Here is a 21,362-nt window from a genome sequence, read left to right on the forward strand (position 1 = left end):
TAGGGCTTTAGGGCTTTAGGGCTTTAGGGCTTTAGGGCTTTAGGGCTTTAGGGCTTTAGGGCTTTAGGGCTTTAGGGCTTTAGGGCTTTAGGGCTTTAGGGCTTTAGGTGACTAGGGCGACTTCGGAATCTCTCCAAACGCCTTAACCACTTGTTCCATGACAAGCTCACTATCCGCACGTAGTCGGTAATCTTCTGACTGGTCAATCCACTGAACCACGCCATGCTCATCGACTAATAACGAGGTGGGAATGGCAATGGAACGGCGCTCCATTGAGGTTGGAAAGGGTAGGCCAAGCATGCTTTTTATCGTACTCGAAACACCCGCTAAGGCCTGAATATGTTCAATGCCATATTGGCGAATGACTTTTAATTCGGGGTCAGAAAGTAGCTTTAGGCTTAAGCCATCACGCTTTCGATGTGCTTTAGCATCGTCTATTTGATCAGAAGAAAGCGCGATAATTTTAATGCCGTACTTGGCTAACTCCGGTTGGATATCTTCTAGCATACCCAGCTCAACAGAGCAGTAGGGGCACCATGAGCCGCGATAGAATTTAATTAATAAGCGCTTACCATCAAGCTTATGACTGTTAAATGGCTTGCCTTCAAAAGTGGTTGTTTCAAAGGGCAGGATTTTGTCGCTGACTTTAACGGTCATCAAACCCATTGGTTTGCACTTCTGCGCGCGCATATACAGCATTTTGAAGCTCAATAGCAGGGTGATGATTGAGATAACGGACACCATCAGAGCATAAAAAATGGGGCCGGAAATTACCAGAAATAGAGAGTACAGGGCCAGCGCGATAGCGACCGCAAGTGAGCCGGTCAGCCCGACGGGAACCACCGGCGTTCTGTCCCGTTTAACTTTGAGCATGTAAACCACAATGCCACTTATGCAAACGACTAAGCCGGATAATGCAAATCCTAGCGCCGTAATAATCATTTTTATTGCCTGAAAATAGCCCAAGTAAAAGATGTTATACCAAATAAACTCAGTGGCGATTGAAGTTTCGGATATTAGATGTAGTGGTTGAGCTTGTGATATTGAGAGTGATGTGTCTAAGCTAGAGTAATTTTCTAAGCGATTAGGAGTGGCAATGTACTTCGACTATTTCGCAGCGTATTGCTAAATAGTCTTGACAATTCCGCAATGCACTGCGAAATTGTCAATTATGAAAAGAATTCAAGAAGCACTAGTAAAGAAAGATTTAGCTCGTAAAATGGTCTTCCTGACGGGCCCAAGGCAAGTTGGGAAAACTAGTCTTGCCAAAGCCATTGCCAAAGATTACAAATCCTCGGTATATCTGAACTACGATAGCTTGGATGATCGAAGAATAATTAATGACTCCGCTTGGCTTCCCTCGACTCAGCTTCTCATTCTTGACGAGTTGCATAAAATGCCAGAGTGGAAAAACTACCTTAAAGGCTTGTATGATACTAAGCCTGAACACCTACAGATATTAGTAACCGGAAGCGCTAGGCTCGAAACTTTTCGTCAGAGTGGCGACTCGCTGGCGGGACGCTTTTTCAGGCACCGATTAAATCCCTTATCCCTTGCTGAAATTCCTGATGCTGATGAGCACTCTCTTGAGCTATTACTTGAGCGGGGAGGCTTCCCAGAGCCGTATTTAGCGGAAAACCTCGAAGACTCAAAGCGTTGGCGTTTACAGTATATCGATGGTCTGATCCGTACCGATATTCTTGATTTTGAGCAGGTTCACGACTTTCGGGCTATTCAACTAACCCTTGAGTTACTGCAAACTCGAGTAGGGTCACCGCTTTCCTATTCGAGCCTAGCGAGGGATGTTGGCGTTTCACCGAATACCATCAAGCGTTACATTGAAATTTTTGAAGCGCTTTACATCATATTCAGAGTAACGCCGTACCACCGTAATATTGCCCGTTCTCTGCAAAAAGACGCGAAGATTTACTTCTTTGATAACGGCATGGTGAAAGGCGATAACGGTATTAAGTTTGAGAACCTCGTTGCGATCAGTTTACTGAAACACCTGAATGCGATCGAAGACTATCAGGGCAAGCGCACCGCTTTAAGAATGTTGCGAACTAAAGAGCAAAAAGAAATCGACTTTGTGCTGGTCGTCGATGATGAGCCGGTGCAGATGCTTGAAATTAAATTGTCCGACCCCTCAGTGAGTCCTTCACTACGCTACTTCCATGAGAAATATAAGATTCCAGCGGTGCAGCTCGTCAAAAATCTACGGCATGAGCGCTTGGATGGTGGTATAGAAGTACGGCGTGCGTTTGATTACTTAGAGCAGTTAGAGCTGTAACGTATCTGCCCTTAACTGCCCAACACACTCCGCAAAAACTCCTGAGTCCGCGCTTTCTTAGGGTTCGAGAAAATCATTTCCGGTGGACCTTCTTCCAGAATTTCACCCTTATCCAAAAAGCACACCTTATCCGCCAATTCCCGCGCAAAGCTCATCTCATGAGTCGCCAGTACCATGGTCATGCCTTCGCGATGCAGCTGCCGTAATACATCCAGCACTTCAGCCACTAACTCAGGATCAAGCGCTGAGGTTATCTCGTCAAACAGCATCATTTTCGGCTTCATGGCGAGCGCCCGAATCACCGCTACGCGTTGCTGCTGACCACCGGATAATTGATCTGGATAGTTATCCATGCGATCACTCAAGCCGAAGCGTTTGAACAGCTCTTCAACTTCCGGCTGCAACTCTGCGCGACTGCGTTTGTGAATGCGGCGGGGTGCCAGCATGACATTCTCAATCGCCGTCATATGTGGGAATAGGTTATAGCTTTGAAACACAATACCAATTTGCTGGCGAATCGGCTGCGGGTCTAAACCCGGTACGGAAATATCATTGCCATCCAGCAAAATTTCGCCATCGTCGATATCTTCCAGCAGATTCATACAGCGCAGCAGGGTCGATTTACCCGAGCCGGATGCGCCGATCAGGCAGACCATTTCGCCATCGTTAATGGTGAGATTAATGCCCGAGCACACTTTGCGCTCGCCGAAGCTTTTGTGAATATTGATCAGTTGTAACTTGCTCATAACGCTTAACTTCGTGCTTGCTGTTGCTTAGCCATTAAACGATCGGCAAAGCGGGTGGCGGGAATGGTGACGATCAGGAAGATGACCGCAGCGGCAACATAGGGCGTGAAATTGGCATACAGCGATTTATACACACCGGCCTGACGCAGAATTTCGACCGGCCCAATAAATGACAGCAGCGCCACGTCCTTTTGCAGGGCGATAAACATATTCATATTGGCCGGCACCACGCGGCGAATCGCTTGCGGCAACACCACAAAGCGCATGGTATCGCTGGGGGATAAACCTAAGGATTCGGCGGCGGCCCGCTGCGAGCTATGCACTGACTCAATACCTGAGCGGAAAATCTCGGCCACGTAGGCCGAATAGGTGAGAATCAGCGCTAGCGAGCCCCAAATATAAGGGCTGTTCCATGGGCGCGGCAAGCCAAGCCCCGGCACACCAAAGCCAATCAGATAAACGATTAGCACTACCGGAATTCCGCGCAACACATCGGTATACACCGCTCCAAATAAACGCAGCGGGTAGAGCGCCGGTGAGCGTGCATCGCGACACAGTGCAATGAGCAACCCGAGAATGGCAATTAGCGGCGCGCACCACAGAAAGATCATCACATCCAACATAAACGCTTCGAGTAATGTCGGGAAGGTTTTAATGAAAATCTCAGCGTTAAAAAAGCTCTTTTTAACCGCTTCCCAGCCTGGCGCTAGTGGGACCAGAAAATAGCACAGCGCCACCACTGCCATCGTACTAATGACGGCAATGATGGTGCTGCGTTGTTGCACACGTTTCGCGTGCGCCTGTCTTAAGGTTAGCATAGGTCTATTTGATTAGAGGAACACTGGTTGTTTGCTGCAGCCACTCAGCTTCGATGCTGGCCAATTTGCCATCGGCGATCATGGCTTCCAGCGCTTCGTTTACACAGTTTTTCAGCGGATTGCCTTCTGCGAATAACATGCCGAACTGGTCTGGATTTTCGCTGCGCTCTGCCGGGAATTGGCCAAGTACCACGCCGTCATCCAATACCGCTGCACCTAAATAAAGTGCGGTCGGTAAGTCGAATAATGCGGCATCGATTTGATTCGCTTTCATTGCTGCAACCACGTCATTATTGTCGTTGTATAACAGTGGTTTGTCGCTAGGCTCGATTAACGTGTTAATCATTGGTAGGCCAGTCGTGGCAGCACTCGCGCCCCACAGTAAACCTTTTAATGATTCCAGTTCTGGCTTAGCGCCTTTTTCTTGGATTGGCTTGCGAGTCAGTACGGCCATTGCGGCAGAGTAGTAAGGGATGGAGAAATCGACGACTTTTTCGCGGTCTTCAGTGATTGAGAACTGCTGTAAGTTGAAGTCAAAATTCTTGTCGCCAGGCTGGATAGAGGCATCGAAAGAGGCCGTGGTCCATTCTACTTTATCTTTATCAAAACCCATGCGTGCAGCTACTTCGTAAGCCACGGCAGACTCAAAGCCTTTTCCTGTCGTTGGGTCGTTATCGATCATCCAAGGGAAGTAGGATGGGTTGCCAGTAGCAATGGTTAATACGCCATCTTTCAGGGTGTTACCTGCGGCGCAACTGTCGGCCGCAAAGGCTGAACCAGTGCTTAGGGCCAGGCCTAGACAAACGGCTGCGGTGCTAATTGATGATTTTAAGAACATGTGAGACTCCGAGGCTGTAGAGAACGGGATATCGTTACCGATATGGTGAAGCTTGTCCAGAAGATTGAGCTGCTCCACAAAGGCCACTTACTCCTTTTAGATAGATTGAGTTCGATGTTTGCGAACCACCCGAAACGTAATATTAATCCGATCCTGCCCGAGTGTCGGATGATAGTCCGCCTTAATTGGCAGCACACCATGAAAGCACAATCGCGATACGCCACCCCAAACCACCACATCACCATGCGCTAGCGGGACTTTGACCGTCTTATCCGAACGCTGCATTCCGCCAAATAAAAACATGGCTGGCACGCCCAGTGAAACCGATACAATCGGCGCACTCAAATCCTGCTCATGCCGATCCTGATGCAATGACATTTTCGAGCCAGGTGCATAGCGGTTAATCATACAGCTATCTGGATGAAATTCAGAATACCCAGCCTCACGCGCAGCCTGCTGCCCAATTTCCCGAAGTACCGCTGGCATCTCTGGCCAGTCTCTGCCGGTTTGCGGATCTTGTCTTGCATAGCGATAACCTTGCGGGCCGCTCACCCAGCCTAAATCCCCACAACACGTAATCGCTGCGGACATTGTATAGCCGCCCGGCGTTTGAATATGCCGGAAGGGCGACTGCTCTGTGACTGTCTCAATCGCTGCAATAATCTCAGGCGCTTGAGCCACCGCATATTGGCGTAGGATTAGCGCATCCTCAGCAATCGTTTCAGTCCAGGTTTCGCCATTATGGCTAAGGTCAAATAAGTCTCCATTCATGGTTCTGTTGTAACGCATTTTATGAATAAGCGCCATTCTACAAGTAAGATGTTGTGGTCATTGTTGGCTGAGCTTGCCTGCTAATGTTGCACTGCACACTGTTTGCTCTCATACTGCTTCGTGATTATTGACCAAGGGATTATGGCTTGAATCATTCTGCAACTTTCGCCATGATTCGAGCTCAAAACCTCCCCTATTTACGACTAAAGCCACGGAGCTTGAAAGATAATGATGATTTCCAAACGTTCGTTTGTTAAACGTGTGTTGTTAAGTGTAATAGCTGGTAGCTTGCTGGGTGCTGCAACGGTACAGGCAGATGAGCCAAGAACTTTATTCTTCTCTGCGATTCCTGATCAGGATGAGTCTCGTTTAATGGAGCGTTTTGGCAAAGTTGCCGATTATCTGACTGAGCGTTTAGGCGTTCCGGTTAAATACGTTCCAGTAAAATCGTATGCAGCCGCAGTGACTAGTTTCCGTAATGATCAGCTGCAACTGGCATGGTTCGGTGGTTTATCTGGCGTGCAAGCGCGCATGGTAACGCCAGGTTCTCAAGCCATTGCACAAGGTGCTGAAGACCCGGTTTTCTACTCTTACCTTATCGCTCATAGCAGCACCGGCCTGAAAGCCTCTGATGATTTCCCAAAAGAAATCGCCGGTAAGACCTTTACCTTTGGGTCTAAAGGATCTACTTCTGGCCGTTTGATGCCTGAGTACTACATCCGTAAAAACTTAGATGAAAGCCCGGATGATGCATTTAAAAGCGTTGGTTTCAGTGGTAACCATTCCCGCACGATCGAGCTAGTTGAAAGCGGTGCGTATGAAGTGGGCGCGGTGAACTATCAAGTGTGGGACACCATGCTGGCTGAAGATAAAATCGATACCGATCAAGTGTCTGTTATCTGGAAAACACCAGCATACCCTGATTACCAGTGGACTATCCGTGGTGATGTAGATGCGAGCTGGGGTGAAGGCTTCTCTGAAAAAGTGAAAACGGCACTGCTTGAAATGGATGCGCCAGAGTTACTGGAAGCGTTCCCACGTAGCAAGTTCATCAGCGCGAGCAATGAAGACTACCTGCCGATTGAAGAAACAGCGAAGGCGATTGGCCTGCTGGACGAGTAATCAACGATGAGTGCTTCGGTATTGCTGGATTTGGTCAACGCCGAAGCGCGTTATCAGGATAAGCTCGCGTTAAGCGGCATCAATTTGCGACTGTATCGGGGCCAGAAAGTGGCCTTGGTCGGTCGCAGTGGTTCCGGTAAATCGACCCTATTGCGGCTGATTTACGAGAAATTACCCGATAATACGGCGCTAGTGCCTCAGGATGAGGGCTTGGTGCAAACGTTGTCGGTGTATCACAATGTGTATATGGGGCGGCTGAGCCAGCACGCTGCTTTATATAATCTCGCCAACTTGGTTAAGCCATTTAAGTCACACGTTGCTGAAGTGCGCGATGTGCTTGAGCGAGTGCAGCTGACAGATAAATGCTTTGAACCGGTTGGTCAGTTATCTGGTGGTCAACGTCAGCGTACTGCGATTGCCCGTAGCTTGTATCAAGGCGGGGAATTGCTACTGGCCGATGAGCCCGTCTCGGCAGTCGATGAGCAACAATCCCGACGCATTCTGGAAGCGCTGTGTGATGACTTTCCTTCGGTCATTATGGCACTGCATGATACGACCTTGGCAGTGGCCTATTGCGACCGAGTGATTGGTCTGCAAGATGGCAAAATCATTCTGGATCAAGCCAGCAATGAGCTGAGTGCGGCCGACCTGTCGCAACTGTATGACGACTAAACCCCTATTTAAACACTCCGCGCGCTGGCACGTCAGTTGGTTATTCGTGTTGGTCGCTTTGGTGTGCGTGGCATTTGCCGATTTGAGTGTGACTACGCTGAACCCTTGGGGCGAGCTTGGGCGCTTTTTTGCGGGTTTATTCCCGCCATCATTTGAGGGTGTGGAAGCGCTGGGTAAAGCCTTACTGCAAACCATCGCCTTTGCCGTCTTAGGTGTTGGGCTGGGGAGCGTGGTTGGCTTTTTAGTCTCACTGATTTTTCATTGGCGTTGGGTTCGGGTGTTGTGCGCCTTGCTGCGTGCAGTGCATGAGCTGTTCTGGGCGCTGATTTTCCTGCAAATATTTGGTCTGCATCCACTAACCGGTTTGCTAGCGATCGGCATTCCGTATATGGCGACCTTCGCCAAGGTGTATGCGGAGATTTTGGAAGAGGGCGACCGCAGTGCTTTCGATGCGCTGAGCCGTCAAACGGGTTGGGTATCAGCCTTTTTCTATGCACGCCTGCCGGACCTGTGGGCGCATTTTAAAACCTATACCTCCTACCGATTAGAATGTGGCTTGCGCTCTAGTGCCGTACTTGGCTTTGTCGGCTTGCCAACCTTAGGCTATGCGCTGAGCACCGCCTTTATGGAAGGGCAATATGCGCAAGTTTGGGCCTTGTTACTGCTGTTCTATGCACTGATTGCCAGTATCCGTTATTGGGTGCGGCTTGCGTTGCTGCCGATTTATGTGTTGATCGCGCCGTTTGTGATTAGCAATGATCACCACATTTCCATGGCTAATGTAACGCGCTTTTTTACTCAAGATATTATCCCGTCGCCCATTTTAAAAGGCGACTCGTTGGGCGATTTATGGAACTGGTTTGCCGACCTGTTTATGACGCAAGCCTTACCCGGCCTGATCAATACCATCGTACTTAGCCAGATTGCACTGGTGGCAACCGGCTTACTGACATTGCTGTTTTTCCCAATGATCTCCGAGCAATTTTTTAACCGCTTCGGGCGCGGAATTGGTCATCTGTTTTTAGTGATGGTGCGCTCAACGCCGGAATACATTCTGGCCTTTATGCTGCTGCTATTGTGGGGCCCATCCATGCTGCCAGCGATTGTGGCATTGGCACTGCACAATGCTGGCATTATCGGGCATTTAGTTGGCCGCTACAGTAATCATTTGAGCGTGCGGCAGGATGTGTCGAGTGGCTTAAACCGCTATAGCTATGAAGTACTGCCGCGCGTGTATGGGCAGTTTCTGGCGTTTCTGTTTTATCGCTGGGAGATTATCTTCCGTGAAACCGCAATTCTTGGAATGCTGGGTGTGGCGACGTTGGGTTTCTATATTGATAGTGCGATTTCAGAGATTCGGCTAGATCGGGCGATGGTGCTGATTCTGATTACAGCCTTGCTGAATGTGGCGGTGGATTCGTTATCGCGGTATATACGGTCGCGGTTGCGGTTGAATAGTTCGGTGGATATTCGATAGCTTGAAAGGTTTAGTGAAAAATCCGCTGCCTCTAGAGGGATTGGTCATGAAGAAGCAACCCACTCCCGCCAATACTCCACCAAATAATGCGGCAAGTTAACCAGTTCATAGCTACTACTCTGAACCAACGACACTGCCTGCCGATCAGGCAATATATTAAAAAAAGCACACTGCAACAGGTCTGACTTCCGTGGTTTTACCGACTTGTCTGGCTCCCCGAATAGTGAGCAGCTTTCGTGAGCCTCGTTGGAACCAATTTTCCATATATTTTATATGCTTGCGACTCTTACGATGTAAAAGTTATAGGGTGTTTTGTGGCGTTTTTTGTAAAATCTATAGGGTGTTTGTGCTGAGTGGTGCTAATAAAGCCCCAAATGAGCCTGCTGTAGATACGGATAACGATGCGTCGACGTCTGACGCAATTTTGAGGCAGGGTATTAATCGTCTGAAGTGTGCCCCATGTGAGTCATCCGGAAAACCAAGCATTTTCCAATATTTATGTGTAAACTCAAATCCTAAATTTTAGGTTTACAGGCATTCCAGATGGCAAGAATAAGAACCCCAAAGCCCTTCGAAGTATTATTAGCAGACTCCGATCTGGCACAGATCACGCCGCTTTTAGGCAAATACGGCGCGACCAATCAAGATGGTCGATACCTGCATTGGGATAAATTCATCTGGCGGGTTGATAAAGGTGTCGATCCGACAACGGCTTGGCTGGCGACCAAAATTGCCAGAAAGGCGATCACCAAATTCATCCCTGAGCTGACCGCTTATAAAGACGCCGAAACCTTCAGTTATTGCATTCCGGATTCCCTGTACGCACAGCTTCACCATATCGATAAAATTACTGGTGGCGGTCATGCCATTGGCGATGCGCCGTTTATTACCTCCGGTGAGAAAGGTCGTTACCTCGTTAAAAGCCTGATGATGGAAGAGGCGATTACTTCATCCCAGCTCGAAGGCGCATCCACCACGCGCAAAGTGGCTAAGGAAATGCTGGAGACCAACCGGCCACCGTCTGATAAGTCGGAGCAGATGATTTACAACAACTATCTGCTGCTGAAAAAAGCCGGTGAGCGGCGCGATGAAGAGTTGTCGATTGAGTTGATTTTAGAGCTGCATGCCATCGCCACTTACAACGCGATTGAGAATGAAGCGGTGCCCGGCGAGTTTCGGGTAGATGACGATATCACGGTTAAAAACCTATACAACGAAGTGGCGCATGAACCGCCCTCGCACGAAACGACTCAGGATCGGCTGGAGTCATTGTGCCGCTTTGCGAATGAAGATAATGACGGCCTGCACAGCAACCAGTTTATGCACCCATTGGTAAAGGCGATTGTGCTGCACTTTATGATTGGCTTTATTCACCCCTTTGGCGATGGTAACGGGCGGACGGCCAGAGCTTTGTTTTACTGGTTTATGCTGCGCTCGGGCTATTGGCTGTTTGAATACGTGTCGATTAGTAAGCTGATTCAGGAAAAGCGCAGCGATTACGATACGGCGTATATTTACAGCGAAACCGATGAGTTTGATCTGACGTATTTTATCTACAATCAGGTGGGCGTTGTCACTAAAGCGGTGGATGCCTTGCATGCGCATATCGACCGTAAAAAGCGTGAGTTTTATGAGTTTATGGAGTGGATTGAAAACAGTCCGGTCTCCAAGGTGTTAAAGCAGGGGCAGCTGGAAGTGCTGAAGGATGCGGTGAAGCATCCCGGTAAGATTTTCACCCCAAAGCAGTTGAGTATCGACTTTGATATTAATGAAAATACCGCGCGCTCTTACCTCAATAAATTGGTGGATGAAGACTTGTTGATGGCGACCAAAAGCAAAAAAGGCAAGGGCATACTGTATGTCGCCCCTGCCGATTTGCGTACGCGCTTAAAGCTTTAAAGCGAACTTAACTCAGCGCATTTGTTTGGCGATTAAGGCGCTGAGTTTATACAGCACTTCGCTCTGTGCTTGCACATAGGCATTGTAATCTTTGCCTTTCACCGGCTGTGTGAGCGTGGTGTTTTCGATGCGAATTTCTTCACGGCCTTTCATTAAGCGCCAGCGAGCTTTCAGCGTGACTATGCCGCCAAGTTCGCCATCTAGTTGGTCAATATCGATGCGCACATGGTAGTTTGGCTTAAAGGCAAATTTCCAAGGGTAGGGCTCGATATTTTCGGTGCCCAGCAAGCCAGAGAAATTATCAGTTAGCGTGCGGCTGAGGTCTTCTTGCAGCAAACCACCCCATTGATGCTGCTCCGCCATGGCAATTTCAGTGTCCGATTTGCGGGTAATAATCTGTGGTCTGCGCAGCAAGCGAGACATGCCAATCGGGCCGACGCCTACGCGTAAATTCGGATTAGCCACCGTACGATTAGTCACTGCACCCAAAGCTACCGGCGTTAGCGAATAAAAGCGTGTGCCGCCCAAACCGCCACCATCAGTTGTGCTACAAGCGCTCAACAATAAGCTCAGTGCCAAGGTCGAACCAATCACGCTCGTACGCTTTAGATTATTGAAATATCCCATGATTACTTCCCTAAAATCAGTGAGTTTGGTTTGCGCTGCAAGGTATCGGCCAGTACTGAGAACGAGTTAGCGGCTTCGCTTAAGTCATTAATCAGCTGCTGGAAGCGGTACTGCATTGCGGAGTCTTCACTCAAAGTTGCGTTAATGCCGCGCTCTACTGTGTTGGTGGCTTTGTTGATACTGCCCAAGGTGTGGCTGGTATCTTTTTGTAAGGCGACGGCCGATTTGCCAATATTCTGCATCATCACGCGGGCATCAATCAGTGCTGTGCTCACGTCTTTTTGTAAGGTGGCCGCATTGCCCGTGAGTGAGGTTGCCGCTTTGCCCGCGCTTTGCATCATGACTCGCGCATCAATCATCGCGCGGCTGGCATCTTTTTCCAATATGCCAGTGGATTTGGTGAGCTGGTTAGCCAGTCTGCGAATATCGACCAAGGCCACGCTAATGTCTTTTTGCAGCGTGCCAGCGGTGCCTGTTAATGCCGTTGCCGCTTTGCCAGCGCTCTGCATCATCACGCGGGCATCAATCATGGTTTTACTGGCATCACCCAGCGTAGTTTGCAGTGTTTTGGCGGTGTTGCTGGCTTCTTTTAGCAGCGTCATCACTTCACCAGAAACCCCACGGCGCGCCAGTTCAGCCGTAATGGTGTCGATGCTTTTGGTGGTTGAAGCCAAGTTACCGAGGATGTTTTTAACATCTTTGGATTCCATCAGTGCGGTAGCGCTACGAATCGCCGTATTCAGTTCTTTGGTGATTTCTGTTGGATCAAATTCGGTGATTGAGCCCGCCGCTTTGGTGGTTGGGAAAATCACTGGGAATCCGCTATCCAATCTCGCGAGCGTGATATGGTCAGCTTCATCTGGCTTCATGATCAGTGCAATAAACTTGGCACCGGTGATCAGGCTTTCCTGACGGATTTGTGCGCGTAGGCCTTTTTCTACCAAACCTTGCAGAAGCTTTTCAGATTCGATGCGGCTGCCGGTCGGCGAGAGCTGGTCGGTATACAAAGAAACGTCGAGCTTAGTGCGAATGCTAAAGTCGTCAGGACTCTGGGATAGCGATATTTTCTCAACTTGCCCCAATTTTATGCCTTGGAATTTAATGGGTGCGCCAATTCTCAATCCTTGCAGTGTGTCGCCAAAGTACAGGCTATAGAGCAGCTTGTTGTCATTAATGGTGTCTTCGCGAGCCAGCTTGAAGTTGTCATATAGCTTGAAAGCGGTTTTGCCATTCACCGGATATCCTGCACGATGAAAGTCCGTGCTGAATGAGATCCCGCCGATAAGTAATGAAGTCAGTGATTCTAATCGAGCTGTTACGCCCACGGTCGAGATATCCAGCTCAAAGCCACTGGAGTTCCAAAAGCGCGAGTTGGTGCGAATTTTTTCGTGATACGGTGCGAAGATAAATACGTTTACGTCAATTTTTTCGCTATCAGGATTGAGCTTGTAGCCCGTGACTTCTCCAACTTTGATCTGTCGATAATGCACCGGAGAGCCGATATCCAACGAGCCTAAGCGCTCGGTCGTGAGCACAAACGACTGCCCATCTTCATTAATGCTGATGTTCGGTGCTTCGGAGAGGCCATCATAGTAATAGAGCGCTTTACCCGGTGGGCCAGGCTCCATGCCGATGTTAACGCCAGAGAGTAAGGTTTGTAGTCCGCTAATGCCGCGCAATGTAACCCGAGGTTTTACAATCCAGAACTGGGTGTCCGGCCCGAGGTTTGCTTCCATGTCATTATAGATTTCGACCGTGGCGCGCACTTCTTTAAGGTCGGGCGATAAGCCCACTTTACGCACAATGCCGACTTCCACATCTTTATAGCGGATGATGGTTTTACGTGGCTCGATACCGGCGGCTTTATCAAAGCTAATGACCACCATGGTGCCGCGTTCGGTATAATATTTATACGCTAGCCAGCCACCAATTAATGCAGCAATTAAGGGAATCAACCAGATTAGCGAGAAGCGAGGTTTAGCCATTACCTGCGCGGTTGGTACAGAATTATTACTCATTTTCTTGCCCCTCAAAGGCATCCCAGATCAAACGGGGATCAAAGCTGTGGGCGGCAAACATGGTTAGAATGACAACGGCGGCAAACGACAATGCACCCAAGCCCGGGGTGACAGTGGCGGCATTACCAAATTGGACTAATGCCACTAAAATACCGATTACAAAAATATCGATCATACTCCAGCGCCCGATAAACTCCGTAATCCGATATAACTGAGTACGTTGGCGAGCCCGCCAACGGATTCGAAGTTGAACACTAATTAACAAACCAAGCAGGGTGAGCAGCTTGGCAATGGGAATAAAAATACTGGCCACAAAGATCAGTAGCGCTAAGGGCCACATACCACCATTCATTAAGCTGATCACGCCCGACATAATATTTTCAGGTGTGCCATCGCCCCAGTAAACCACCGTCATAATCGGCAGCAGGTTCGCGGGGATGTACAGAATAATGGCGGCAATCACCATTGCCCACGTGCGGTTTAGGCTGTCCGGAATACGCGAATGAATTACTGAGCCGCAAACCACACAATGCAGCTCCTGATCATCACTCAGAGTCTCTGGTGGTTTATTTAAACTGTGGCAAAAATGACACGATACCAAACCGGCCTGCCGTGCGGTGGTCATAGGCGCGCCCGAAATTCATCCCAGACATCGTCCGGATTTAGCGTCAGGCTGAGCGTGGTCAGTGTGATAATTAGCAAAATAAAGGCGTACAGCGAGATTCCTGTCACTACTTCAGCGACATCCACCAGTTTGACGGCAGCGACAATTAAGGCCAGCAGAAACACTTCCAGCATCCCCCAAGCATCGGTACTGCGCAAAAAGCGAAATAGCGGTGCGATATTGGGCGTGATGCGTTTAATGCGAATCATGGTGAGTACATAAATCGTCCCGGACAGACTCATCAACGGAAACAAAATAGTAGTGAATAACATCAGCAGTGCCAGAAACGGCATCTCGGCATTCAGCAGCGCCAAAGTCGCGGAAAATAGGGTACCGTGCTGTGAAATCCCCAATGCTTTCAATGAGATCAGCGGGAACATGTTGGCGATGACAAACAGAATCAAACCGGTAATAGCGAAGGCTAAACTGCGGTCTAGCGAGTTGCTATGGCAACGCTTAAGCAAAGCGCCGCAGCGTATGCAGCGGGCCACTTCACCGTGTTTAAGTGTGGGGATGTCTTGCAGCAGGTCGCACTCATGGCAAGCCCGCGCCGTCTGGTAGTCCAGTTCCCCTAATATCTCTCGCGTCATGTTTGTCTGTTGATCATAAGTGTGTGTTTTTTGCAACAGTCTAGCACAACGCGAATCTAAAGCGAGATTACCTGCTAAATGGTGTTTTTATACACTATCCGCGATGGTGGCTGATGCCGAGTTTCTCAAAGCGGGCATCCAAGGCATAGCTTGCGCCTAATAATGCGGGCTGTTTTGCCTGAATAATATAAATAGGAATGGCGCTCAGGTAGTCAGTAAAGCGGCCCTTGTGATTAAAGGAATCACGGAAGCCGGACTTCACAAAATACTCGCCAAGCTTTGGCACAATGCCGCCGCCGATATACACACCGCCAGTACTGCCTAAAGTGATTGCCAGATTACCTGCGACTACGCCCATCCAATGACAGAACAGCTGCATTAATTCCATACACTGCGAGCAGCTTTCATTGATGGCGCGCTCGGTAATCTCTGCGGGTGTGAGGCCAAGGTCTGGCGTGCCATCCAGCAAGCAGATAATTTGATAAGCTTCTTCAATACCCGTACCCGATAACAGACGTTCGGCAGACATGTGGCCATAGCGATTGTTAAATTCATCAAAGATCGCCAGCTCGCGAGCAGTAGTTGCGCCAACGGTCACGTGCCCGCCTTCGCCTTGAAGGGGATACAAACCTGCTGCAGAGCGAATCAAACCAGAAACGCCTAAGCCTGTGCCAGCACCCAGCAGTGCAATTGCGCCATCAGGGTTCGCTTTGCCGCCGCCAAGTTGCTGTAAGTCATCGGCTTGTAACAAAGGAATGGATAAGGCTAGACCGGTAAAGTCATTCACTACTTTTAAATGGTGTAGCTGAAAGTGCTCAGCGACTTCTTCGATGCTAAAGCCCCAGTCACGATTAGTCAGCTGGACACGGTCGCCGGTTACGGGTGTGGCCACCGCAATCGAGAGCTGAGTAAATTGGGCAGCAGGCACCAGCGATAAATAGTGCTCGATACAATCAATCAAGCCAGAAAAATCGCCAACTGACAATGTATGAATGTGTTCGGGAATTGCGCCGGTACTTGCTATCGACGCCAAACGGATATTAGTACCACCAAGGTCTGCCACGATGGCAGTTGTATTCTTTTTCATGTCCAGTCCTGATTTGCCACAACGGGTTCTGTATTGAGCTGATTCTACGGGAAAACGGGCGTAATGGGTAATCCGCTATCGGCGGCTTCTTAGTTTCATTTGTTGCAAGGCGAGGCCGCTTAAAATCAATCCCAGTCCCCATAGTGTAGAACTTAAAATGGGTTCTTGCAGCATTACGCTAATAATCACCAAGGACAGCAGGGGAGAGATGAAAATCAGGTTAGCGATACTGGCCGTACTGTTAGTGAGGCGCATGGCCGTGAGCCAGAAGATGAAGCTTAATCCCATTTCAAACACACCGACATAAACGGCTCCGGCGACACCCTGCCAAGGCACCGCAGTAAGTTGTCCGGTCATCGCGCAGTAAAGCAGAGTGAGTGGCAGTGCAAAGCTGAAGTTTAAAAACAAATTCGAGATCGCATCGCCAGTCTGGCGGGTATTTAAAATCCAGTACAGCGCCCAGATTACTGTGCTAACCAGAGCAAGAATAACGCCTTTTAAATTGCCAAAGTTAAGGCCGAAGACATCGCCACGCGTGGCAATCACCAACACGCCGCTGTAGCACACTAAGGCTGCTACCGCTTCCATCGGCTTTAGCTTATGGCCAAGCATAGGGATCGCCAGCAAGGTCATGGTGAGCGCCCAAGTGTAGTTTAGGATTTGCGCTTCTTGTGCCGGCAGTAAGTCGTAAGCTTGAAATAAAATCAGGTAATACAGCAGGGGATTTAATGCGCCAAACAATAACGATTGTTTATATGTATGGCGAGCGCCTTGCAGGGTGCTTTTTAGGCGCTTCTTCCAGAGCAGGACCAGCAGTAAAAATATCCAAGAGCTCAGGCTGGCATACAGCAGTAATTGCGCAGGGCTTAAGTACTCAAGGCTGAGTTTGAATGCGGTGGCAACGGTGGACCAGCATAATACTGCGGCAAGGCCAAATGCATAGGCACGTCCCTGATTTTTGACTTGAGTGGTCACGAGGATTCCTGATGTTTAAATAGTGGCTTCGGGGTCGCTGAAGTGTATCTGCAGTGTAGAGCCATCAACAAGTAATGCCCAGTGCAGTTTGCTTCAAGTTTCAGCCGCGGGCTGATTATAATGACTTTTGCAAATTGCCCAATGAAATTCTGCCATCAGTTGGTGAAAAGTTTCCAGATAGGCAGTGTTTTAACAGAGTACTTTGTGCATTACTATCCACCAATACACTTCAATTAACACAGGCCGAACCATGAGCACCGATCAAGAAATCCAGCAGATTTTAAAGGATACCAAAACCATTGCCGTGGTCGGCATCTCTCACAAACCTCACCGCGCGAGTTATCAGGTGGCGAAGTTTCTGATTGAAAAGGGCTATACCGTGATTCCGGTCAACCCAAAGTATGAAGAAGTACTCGGCCAGGCCTGTTATGCCAAGCTGGAAGATATTCCGGTAGACGTGGATATGGTGGATTGCTTCCGCCGCTCCGAAGAAATTGTCCCGATTGCCGAGTCAGCGATTCGCATTGGTGCGAAAGTATTGTGGATGCAGTTAGGCGTTGAGAATGATGATGCCGCTGAAATGGCAAAATCTGCGGGCATGCAAGTCGTGGTGAATCGCTGCCCGAAGATTGATTATCGCGGTTAAGCGCTAAGCCGGTCACCAATACGAATTACCGCATCCACCAGTATGTCCATATCGGATTCTTGGGTGCGGTGGTTGGTAATATTGACCCGAATCGCCAGCTCGCCATGGAGTAGGGTCGTGGAAGGCACTGCGACACCGGTTTCCTGTAGCTCAAACACAATTTCTTCATTCAACTCGTTCATATCAGTTGTGTCAGAGCGATAGCGGAAGCAATTAATATTCAAAGGCACAGGGGCGAGAGACTCCAATTTTGGCTCCGCTTCCACACGCTTGGCTAAATAACGTGCCAGCTCAATATTGCGGTCAATCGAAGCGCCCAGCGCATCGGTGCCATGTTCGGCTAGATGCGCCCAGATCTTTAATGCATGAAAACCACGGCTGAGTTCCGGGCCATAATCCACGGCCCAAAAATCGCCGCCAGCCAAGCCACGTGATTTACTGTTGAGGTATTCCGCGCGATCGGAGAATGATTTGCGATGTGCCTGCTCATCTTTAAACAATACGCAGCCTGCGGAGTAATTCACCTGTAGCCATTTGTGGAAATCAAAGGCGAGTGAATCAGCGCGTGCCACGCCGGTTAAGCGGTCTTTCGCATATTTACTTAAGCGAGCGGTTGCGCCAAATGCGCCATCGACGTGAAACCAGAGGTTTTCAGTCTCAGCAATATCGGCAATCCCTTCCAAGTCATCAATCGCGCCCATATTAACAGCACCAGCGGTACCCACTACGCAGAAGGGTTGCAGGCCATCGGTGCGGTCAGTATTAATTTGCTGTTGGAGCGCGGTAAGGTCCATTTCGAAGTCTTGGTTACAGGGCACTACTCGCAGCTGCTCTGAACCAATTCCTAGCATATCAAAGGCACGCTTTACGCAGGAATGTGCTTGTGCCGAGGTGTAGCCAATCAAATGGCTATTCGCAATACCCGTTTTCGAAACGCCTTCCAGTGCTTGGTCACGCGCCACTTTTAGCGCAATGATGGTGGCGAGAGAGGTGCCGGAAACCACTAGGCCAGAGGCTGCCTCGCCAAAGCCCATCATGTCAGCACACCAGCGAATCACCTGACGCTCGACTACGGGCGCAATATGGTCGCGGCCACCGGCATTGACATTCATCGAGGCGGCGATAATTTCCGCTAGTACGCCGCTGGGCGCGCCCGCACCATGTACCCAGCCAAAAAAGCGTGGATGCGTATTGCCAACCCCATAAGGCATGATTTGAGTGAGTAAGGACTCGGTGTCGGAGCCTTCTCTCGGTATCTCCCGATTAAATTCCTCCCGAAGTGTATCGGGTAGTGGATTCCAGACGCGTCCTTCGCTGGCTGTCAGCATTTTATCCAGACTGGCATCCAGCAAACGGTGGGCTTGTGCCCGAAAAGCGTCCCAGTCTTTCGGGTCGAGATCACCTTGGCTCATAGTTTGTCCTTATCTAGGGTTGGCAATTGGTTGGTAATCGCGGGATGGGGTTAAGCCGGTAAGCTTAGCTTAATGGCGGTCGACAACTTTCCAACTAACTCATCAATTTGCGCAGGCTCTATAATGAAAGGCGGTGCCAGTAATACATGGTCGCCGTTTTCACCGTCGATAGTGCCGCTCATAGGGTAGCAAATCAAGCCTTCTGCAAAAGCCGCTGATTTTATCTTTTTAGCCAGCTGATGACGCGTTTCAAACGGTGTTTTGGTGTCACGATCAGCCACTAATTCAATGCCTTGGAATAAGCCACGTCCGCGAATGTCACCAATGTGTGGGTGGTCGCCAAATTCAGCTCGTAGGGCTTTATCTAATAGCGCACCCATCTCATTCACGCGTGCGATTAAATTGCGATCGAGCAAGCTATTGAGTACAGCTAAGCTAGCGGCGCAGGCAGTGGCATGTCCCATATACGTATGGCCGTGCTGGAAGAAGCCTGAGCCATTTTCGATTGCACTGTAAATCGTGTCAGTACACATCATTGCACCAATGGGTTGATAACCTGCACCTAAGCCTTTGGCAACGGTGACGATATCGGGTGAAATGCCATCTTGTTCGCAGGCAAATAAACTACCGGTACGACCCATGCCGCACATGACTTCATCCAGAATCAGCAGGACGCCGTATTGATCGCAAATTTCACGAATGCGTTTGAAGTAGCCTTCAACAGCAGGTACGGCACCGGCGGTTGCGCCAACCACCGGTTCTGCTAAAAAGGCGACGACGGTATCTGGCCCTAAGCGCAGTAATTCTTGCTCTAACTCATTTGCCACACGCTGACCGTATTCAAAACTGGTTTCATCGCTGCGTTGATCGCGGTAAGCATAGCAAGGGGAGATGTGAGTGGTATCAATCATCATCGGTTTGAATGGCTTACGACGCCATTCGTTACCACCGGTTGCCAGCGCCCCGAGTGTATTGCCGTGATAGCTTTGACGCCTGGCAATTAATTTGGTGCGTTGTGGTTGACCAATTTCCAGAAAATACTGACGGGCTAATTTGATGGCTGCTTCAACGGCTTCGGAGCCGCCAGACACAAAGTAAACCCGATCAATGCCGGCCGGTGCGTTTTCAATCAGTAAATCAGCCAGTACTTCCGCAGGTTCTGAGGTGAAAAAGCCCGTGTGAGCAAATGGCATGGCATCGATTTGTGCGTGAATGGCCGCTTTTACCGCAGGGTCACTATGCCCTAAACACGACACCGCCGCTCCGCCTGAACCATCCAGATAGCGCTTACCATTAGCATCAATCAAATAGCATCCGTCACCCGCTACCGCAGTGGGAAGTGCGGATTTAGTGTGACGTGGAAAAACGTGGTTCATGGGGTATCTGCCTGAAAAAAGGAGTTATAAAGTATTCATAATACGTTCATTTCATCTTTTGACAAGCATTGTGACAAGTGTAACAATCGATTAAGATTTATCAAGGAATCTGGACTGAGCACCGTCACACCTCCTGATCTTGCAGGCGTTAATTTTAGGGTATAGTGACTACGCGTGATCCCGCAATTAGGATCATTTATAAAAAAAATAATCAGTTTCACTGGGTTTACACCAGAATCATTTTATCGTTTTTTGAAGGAGAGAAAAGAACCTATGATTAAGTTTAAGCATTTGGTAATGGGCGGTGCATTGGCGTTGACTGTCGGCGCAACAGCTCAAGCAGCTGATCAGCAATTTATTTCAATCGGAACCGGTGGCGTAACCGGCGTTTACTACCCAACAGGTGGTGCAATCTGCCGTTTGGTAAACAAGGGTCGTAAAGAGCACGGTATTCGTTGTTCTGCAGAGTCAACGGGTGGTTCAGTTTATAACATCAACACTATTCGCTCTGGTGAGTTGGAGTTCGGTGTTGCTCAGTCAGATTGGCAGTACCATGCATACAATGGTACTTCAAAGTTTGAAGAAGCGGGTAAGTTCGACAAGCTACGTGCTATGTTCTCTGTTCACCCAGAGCCGTTCACATTGGTTGTTCGTGCAGATAGCGGTATCAAGACATTTCAAGACCTGAAGGGCAAGCGTGTAAACGTGGGTAACCCAGGTTCTGGCCAGCGTGCGACCACTGAAGTTGCAATGGAAGCATTTGGCATGAAGATGGATGACCTGTCTTTGGCTGCTGAGCTGAAAGGTTCAGAAATGTCTCAAGCAATTTGTGATAACAAGATCGATGCAATGATCTATACAATCGGTCATCCTGCAGCAGCAATCACTGAAGCGACTAATACCTGTGATGTGAAGCTGATCAACGTTAGCGGTCCTGAGATCGATAAGCTGGTTGCTGATAACCCGTTCTATCGCGTTGCGACTATCCCAGGTGGCATGTACAAGGGCACAGATGAAGAAATCACTACCTTTGGTGTTGGTGCAACCTTCGTAAGCTCTAGCGATGTACCAGAAGAGATTGGTTACATTGTTGCTAAAGCGGTATTCGATAACATCGATGACTTCAGAAAGTTACACCCTGCGTTTGCTAACCTGAAAGAAAGCGAGATGATCAAAGACGGTCTGTCTGCTCCAATTCATGATGGCGCGATGAAGTACTACAAAGAGCGCAAGTGGGTTGAATGATCCCAGCTCTAGTTTGACATAAGGTACACCAAATACAGCCCGTTACGGGCTGTATTTGTTTCAAAATCAGTATCATGTTTTAACAGGGA

The 21,362-nt window shown here is 49.1% G+C and carries 20 protein-coding genes; 7 read left to right on the forward strand and 13 right to left on the reverse strand.

All coding sequences use genetic code 11. The annotated features are described in order from the left end of the window. Positions 1-111: 111 nt before the first annotated feature. Positions 112-942, reverse strand: a complete 831-nt coding sequence (locus tag LEUMU_RS0119485) for a peroxiredoxin family protein (RefSeq protein WP_022953982.1) — start codon at positions 940-942, stop codon at positions 112-114. Positions 943-1,171: 229 nt separating this feature from the next. Between LEUMU_RS0119485 and LEUMU_RS0119490 the strand changes: the two genes are divergently transcribed. Next, on the forward strand, positions 1,172-2,290 hold the full coding sequence (locus LEUMU_RS0119490; RefSeq protein ID WP_022953983.1) for an ATP-binding protein: 1,119 nt from the start codon (positions 1,172-1,174) through the stop codon (positions 2,288-2,290). Between the two features lie 11 nt (positions 2,291-2,301). Here LEUMU_RS0119490 and LEUMU_RS0119495 read toward each other — a convergent pair whose 3' ends face one another. From LEUMU_RS0119495 to alkB, 4 genes are all read right to left on the reverse strand, one after another. Next, positions 2,302-3,036, reverse strand: a complete 735-nt coding sequence (locus LEUMU_RS0119495; protein ID WP_022953984.1) for an amino acid ABC transporter ATP-binding protein — start codon at positions 3,034-3,036, stop codon at positions 2,302-2,304. A 5-nt stretch (positions 3,037-3,041) separates the two neighbouring features. Further along, the gene (locus LEUMU_RS0119500; RefSeq protein WP_211223044.1) at positions 3,042-3,821 is read right to left on the reverse strand and encodes an amino acid ABC transporter permease; all 780 of its coding nucleotides are present in this window, start codon (positions 3,819-3,821) and stop codon (positions 3,042-3,044) included. A gap of 37 nt (positions 3,822-3,858) precedes the next feature. After that, entirely contained in the window at positions 3,859-4,692 is an 834-nt protein-coding gene (locus LEUMU_RS0119505; protein ID WP_022953986.1) for an ABC transporter substrate-binding protein, read from the reverse strand. A 96-nt stretch (positions 4,693-4,788) separates the two neighbouring features. Beyond that, positions 4,789-5,481: a DNA oxidative demethylase AlkB gene (alkB, locus tag LEUMU_RS0119510; RefSeq protein ID WP_026744954.1), complete on the reverse strand. Its 693-nt coding sequence runs from the start codon at positions 5,479-5,481 to the stop codon at positions 4,789-4,791. A gap of 210 nt (positions 5,482-5,691) precedes the next feature. Here alkB and LEUMU_RS0119515 point away from each other — a divergent pair, with 210 nt between their 5' ends. The 4 genes from LEUMU_RS0119515 (at position 5,692) to LEUMU_RS0119530 (ending at position 10,633) form a co-directional block, all read left to right on the forward strand. Next, on the forward strand, positions 5,692-6,585 hold the full coding sequence (locus tag LEUMU_RS0119515) for a putative selenate ABC transporter substrate-binding protein (RefSeq protein WP_022953988.1): 894 nt from the start codon (positions 5,692-5,694) through the stop codon (positions 6,583-6,585). A gap of 6 nt (positions 6,586-6,591) precedes the next feature. After that, entirely contained in the window at positions 6,592-7,257 is a 666-nt protein-coding gene (locus LEUMU_RS0119520; protein WP_022953989.1) for an ATP-binding cassette domain-containing protein, read from the forward strand. Continuing rightward, positions 7,247-8,734: a PhnE/PtxC family ABC transporter permease gene (locus tag LEUMU_RS0119525; protein WP_022953990.1), complete on the forward strand. Its 1,488-nt coding sequence runs from the start codon at positions 7,247-7,249 to the stop codon at positions 8,732-8,734. The genes LEUMU_RS0119520 and LEUMU_RS0119525 overlap by 11 nt, the downstream gene beginning before the upstream one ends. 543 nt (positions 8,735-9,277) lie before the next feature. Next, a complete protein-coding gene (locus tag LEUMU_RS0119530; RefSeq protein WP_022953991.1) occupies positions 9,278-10,633 on the forward strand; it encodes a Fic family protein in 1,356 nt (451 codons plus the stop codon). 12 nt (positions 10,634-10,645) lie between these two features. On the opposite strand, the gene LEUMU_RS0119535 is transcribed toward LEUMU_RS0119530, so the two are convergent. The 6 genes from LEUMU_RS0119535 to LEUMU_RS0119560 form a co-directional block, all read right to left on the reverse strand. Next, entirely contained in the window at positions 10,646-11,260 is a 615-nt protein-coding gene (locus tag LEUMU_RS0119535; RefSeq protein ID WP_022953992.1) for a PqiC family protein, read from the reverse strand. A gap of 2 nt (positions 11,261-11,262) precedes the next feature. Beyond that, positions 11,263-13,278, reverse strand: coding sequence for a PqiB family protein (locus LEUMU_RS28315; protein WP_022953993.1), 2,016 nt, complete (start codon positions 13,276-13,278; stop codon positions 11,263-11,265). After that, the gene (locus LEUMU_RS0119545; RefSeq protein WP_040503997.1) at positions 13,271-13,903 is read right to left on the reverse strand and encodes a paraquat-inducible protein A; all 633 of its coding nucleotides are present in this window, start codon (positions 13,901-13,903) and stop codon (positions 13,271-13,273) included. The genes LEUMU_RS28315 and LEUMU_RS0119545 overlap by 8 nt, the downstream gene beginning before the upstream one ends. Further along, a complete protein-coding gene (locus LEUMU_RS0119550; RefSeq protein WP_051156074.1) occupies positions 13,900-14,532 on the reverse strand; it encodes a paraquat-inducible protein A in 633 nt (210 codons plus the stop codon). The genes LEUMU_RS0119545 and LEUMU_RS0119550 overlap by 4 nt, the downstream gene beginning before the upstream one ends. Before the next feature lie 94 nt (positions 14,533-14,626). Beyond that, positions 14,627-15,619, reverse strand: coding sequence for a glucokinase (gene glk / locus LEUMU_RS0119555; RefSeq protein WP_022953994.1), 993 nt, complete (start codon positions 15,617-15,619; stop codon positions 14,627-14,629). Between the two features lie 75 nt (positions 15,620-15,694). Beyond that, entirely contained in the window at positions 15,695-16,594 is a 900-nt protein-coding gene (locus LEUMU_RS0119560) for a DMT family transporter (RefSeq protein ID WP_022953995.1), read from the reverse strand. A gap of 250 nt (positions 16,595-16,844) precedes the next feature. Here LEUMU_RS0119560 and LEUMU_RS0119565 point away from each other — a divergent pair, with 250 nt between their 5' ends. Beyond that, positions 16,845-17,240: a CoA-binding protein gene (locus LEUMU_RS0119565; protein WP_022953996.1), complete on the forward strand. Its 396-nt coding sequence runs from the start codon at positions 16,845-16,847 to the stop codon at positions 17,238-17,240. Here the strand turns inward: LEUMU_RS0119565 and LEUMU_RS0119570 are convergent. Beyond that, entirely contained in the window at positions 17,237-18,652 is a 1,416-nt protein-coding gene (locus LEUMU_RS0119570; RefSeq protein WP_022953997.1) for a pyridoxal phosphate-dependent decarboxylase family protein, read from the reverse strand. The two genes, LEUMU_RS0119565 and LEUMU_RS0119570, sit on opposite strands and share 4 nt — an antisense overlap. Positions 18,653-18,702: 50 nt before the next feature. Beyond that, the gene (locus LEUMU_RS0119575) at positions 18,703-20,028 is read right to left on the reverse strand and encodes an aspartate aminotransferase family protein (RefSeq protein ID WP_022953998.1); all 1,326 of its coding nucleotides are present in this window, start codon (positions 20,026-20,028) and stop codon (positions 18,703-18,705) included. A 273-nt stretch (positions 20,029-20,301) separates the two neighbouring features. On the opposite strand from LEUMU_RS0119575, the gene LEUMU_RS0119580 reads away from it, so the two are divergent. Further along, entirely contained in the window at positions 20,302-21,273 is a 972-nt protein-coding gene (locus LEUMU_RS0119580; protein ID WP_022953999.1) for a TAXI family TRAP transporter solute-binding subunit, read from the forward strand. The last annotated feature ends 89 nt before the right edge of the window (positions 21,274-21,362 follow it).

The organism is Leucothrix mucor DSM 2157 (assembly GCF_000419525.1).
Classification (GTDB): domain Bacteria; phylum Pseudomonadota; class Gammaproteobacteria; order Thiotrichales; family Thiotrichaceae; genus Leucothrix; species Leucothrix mucor.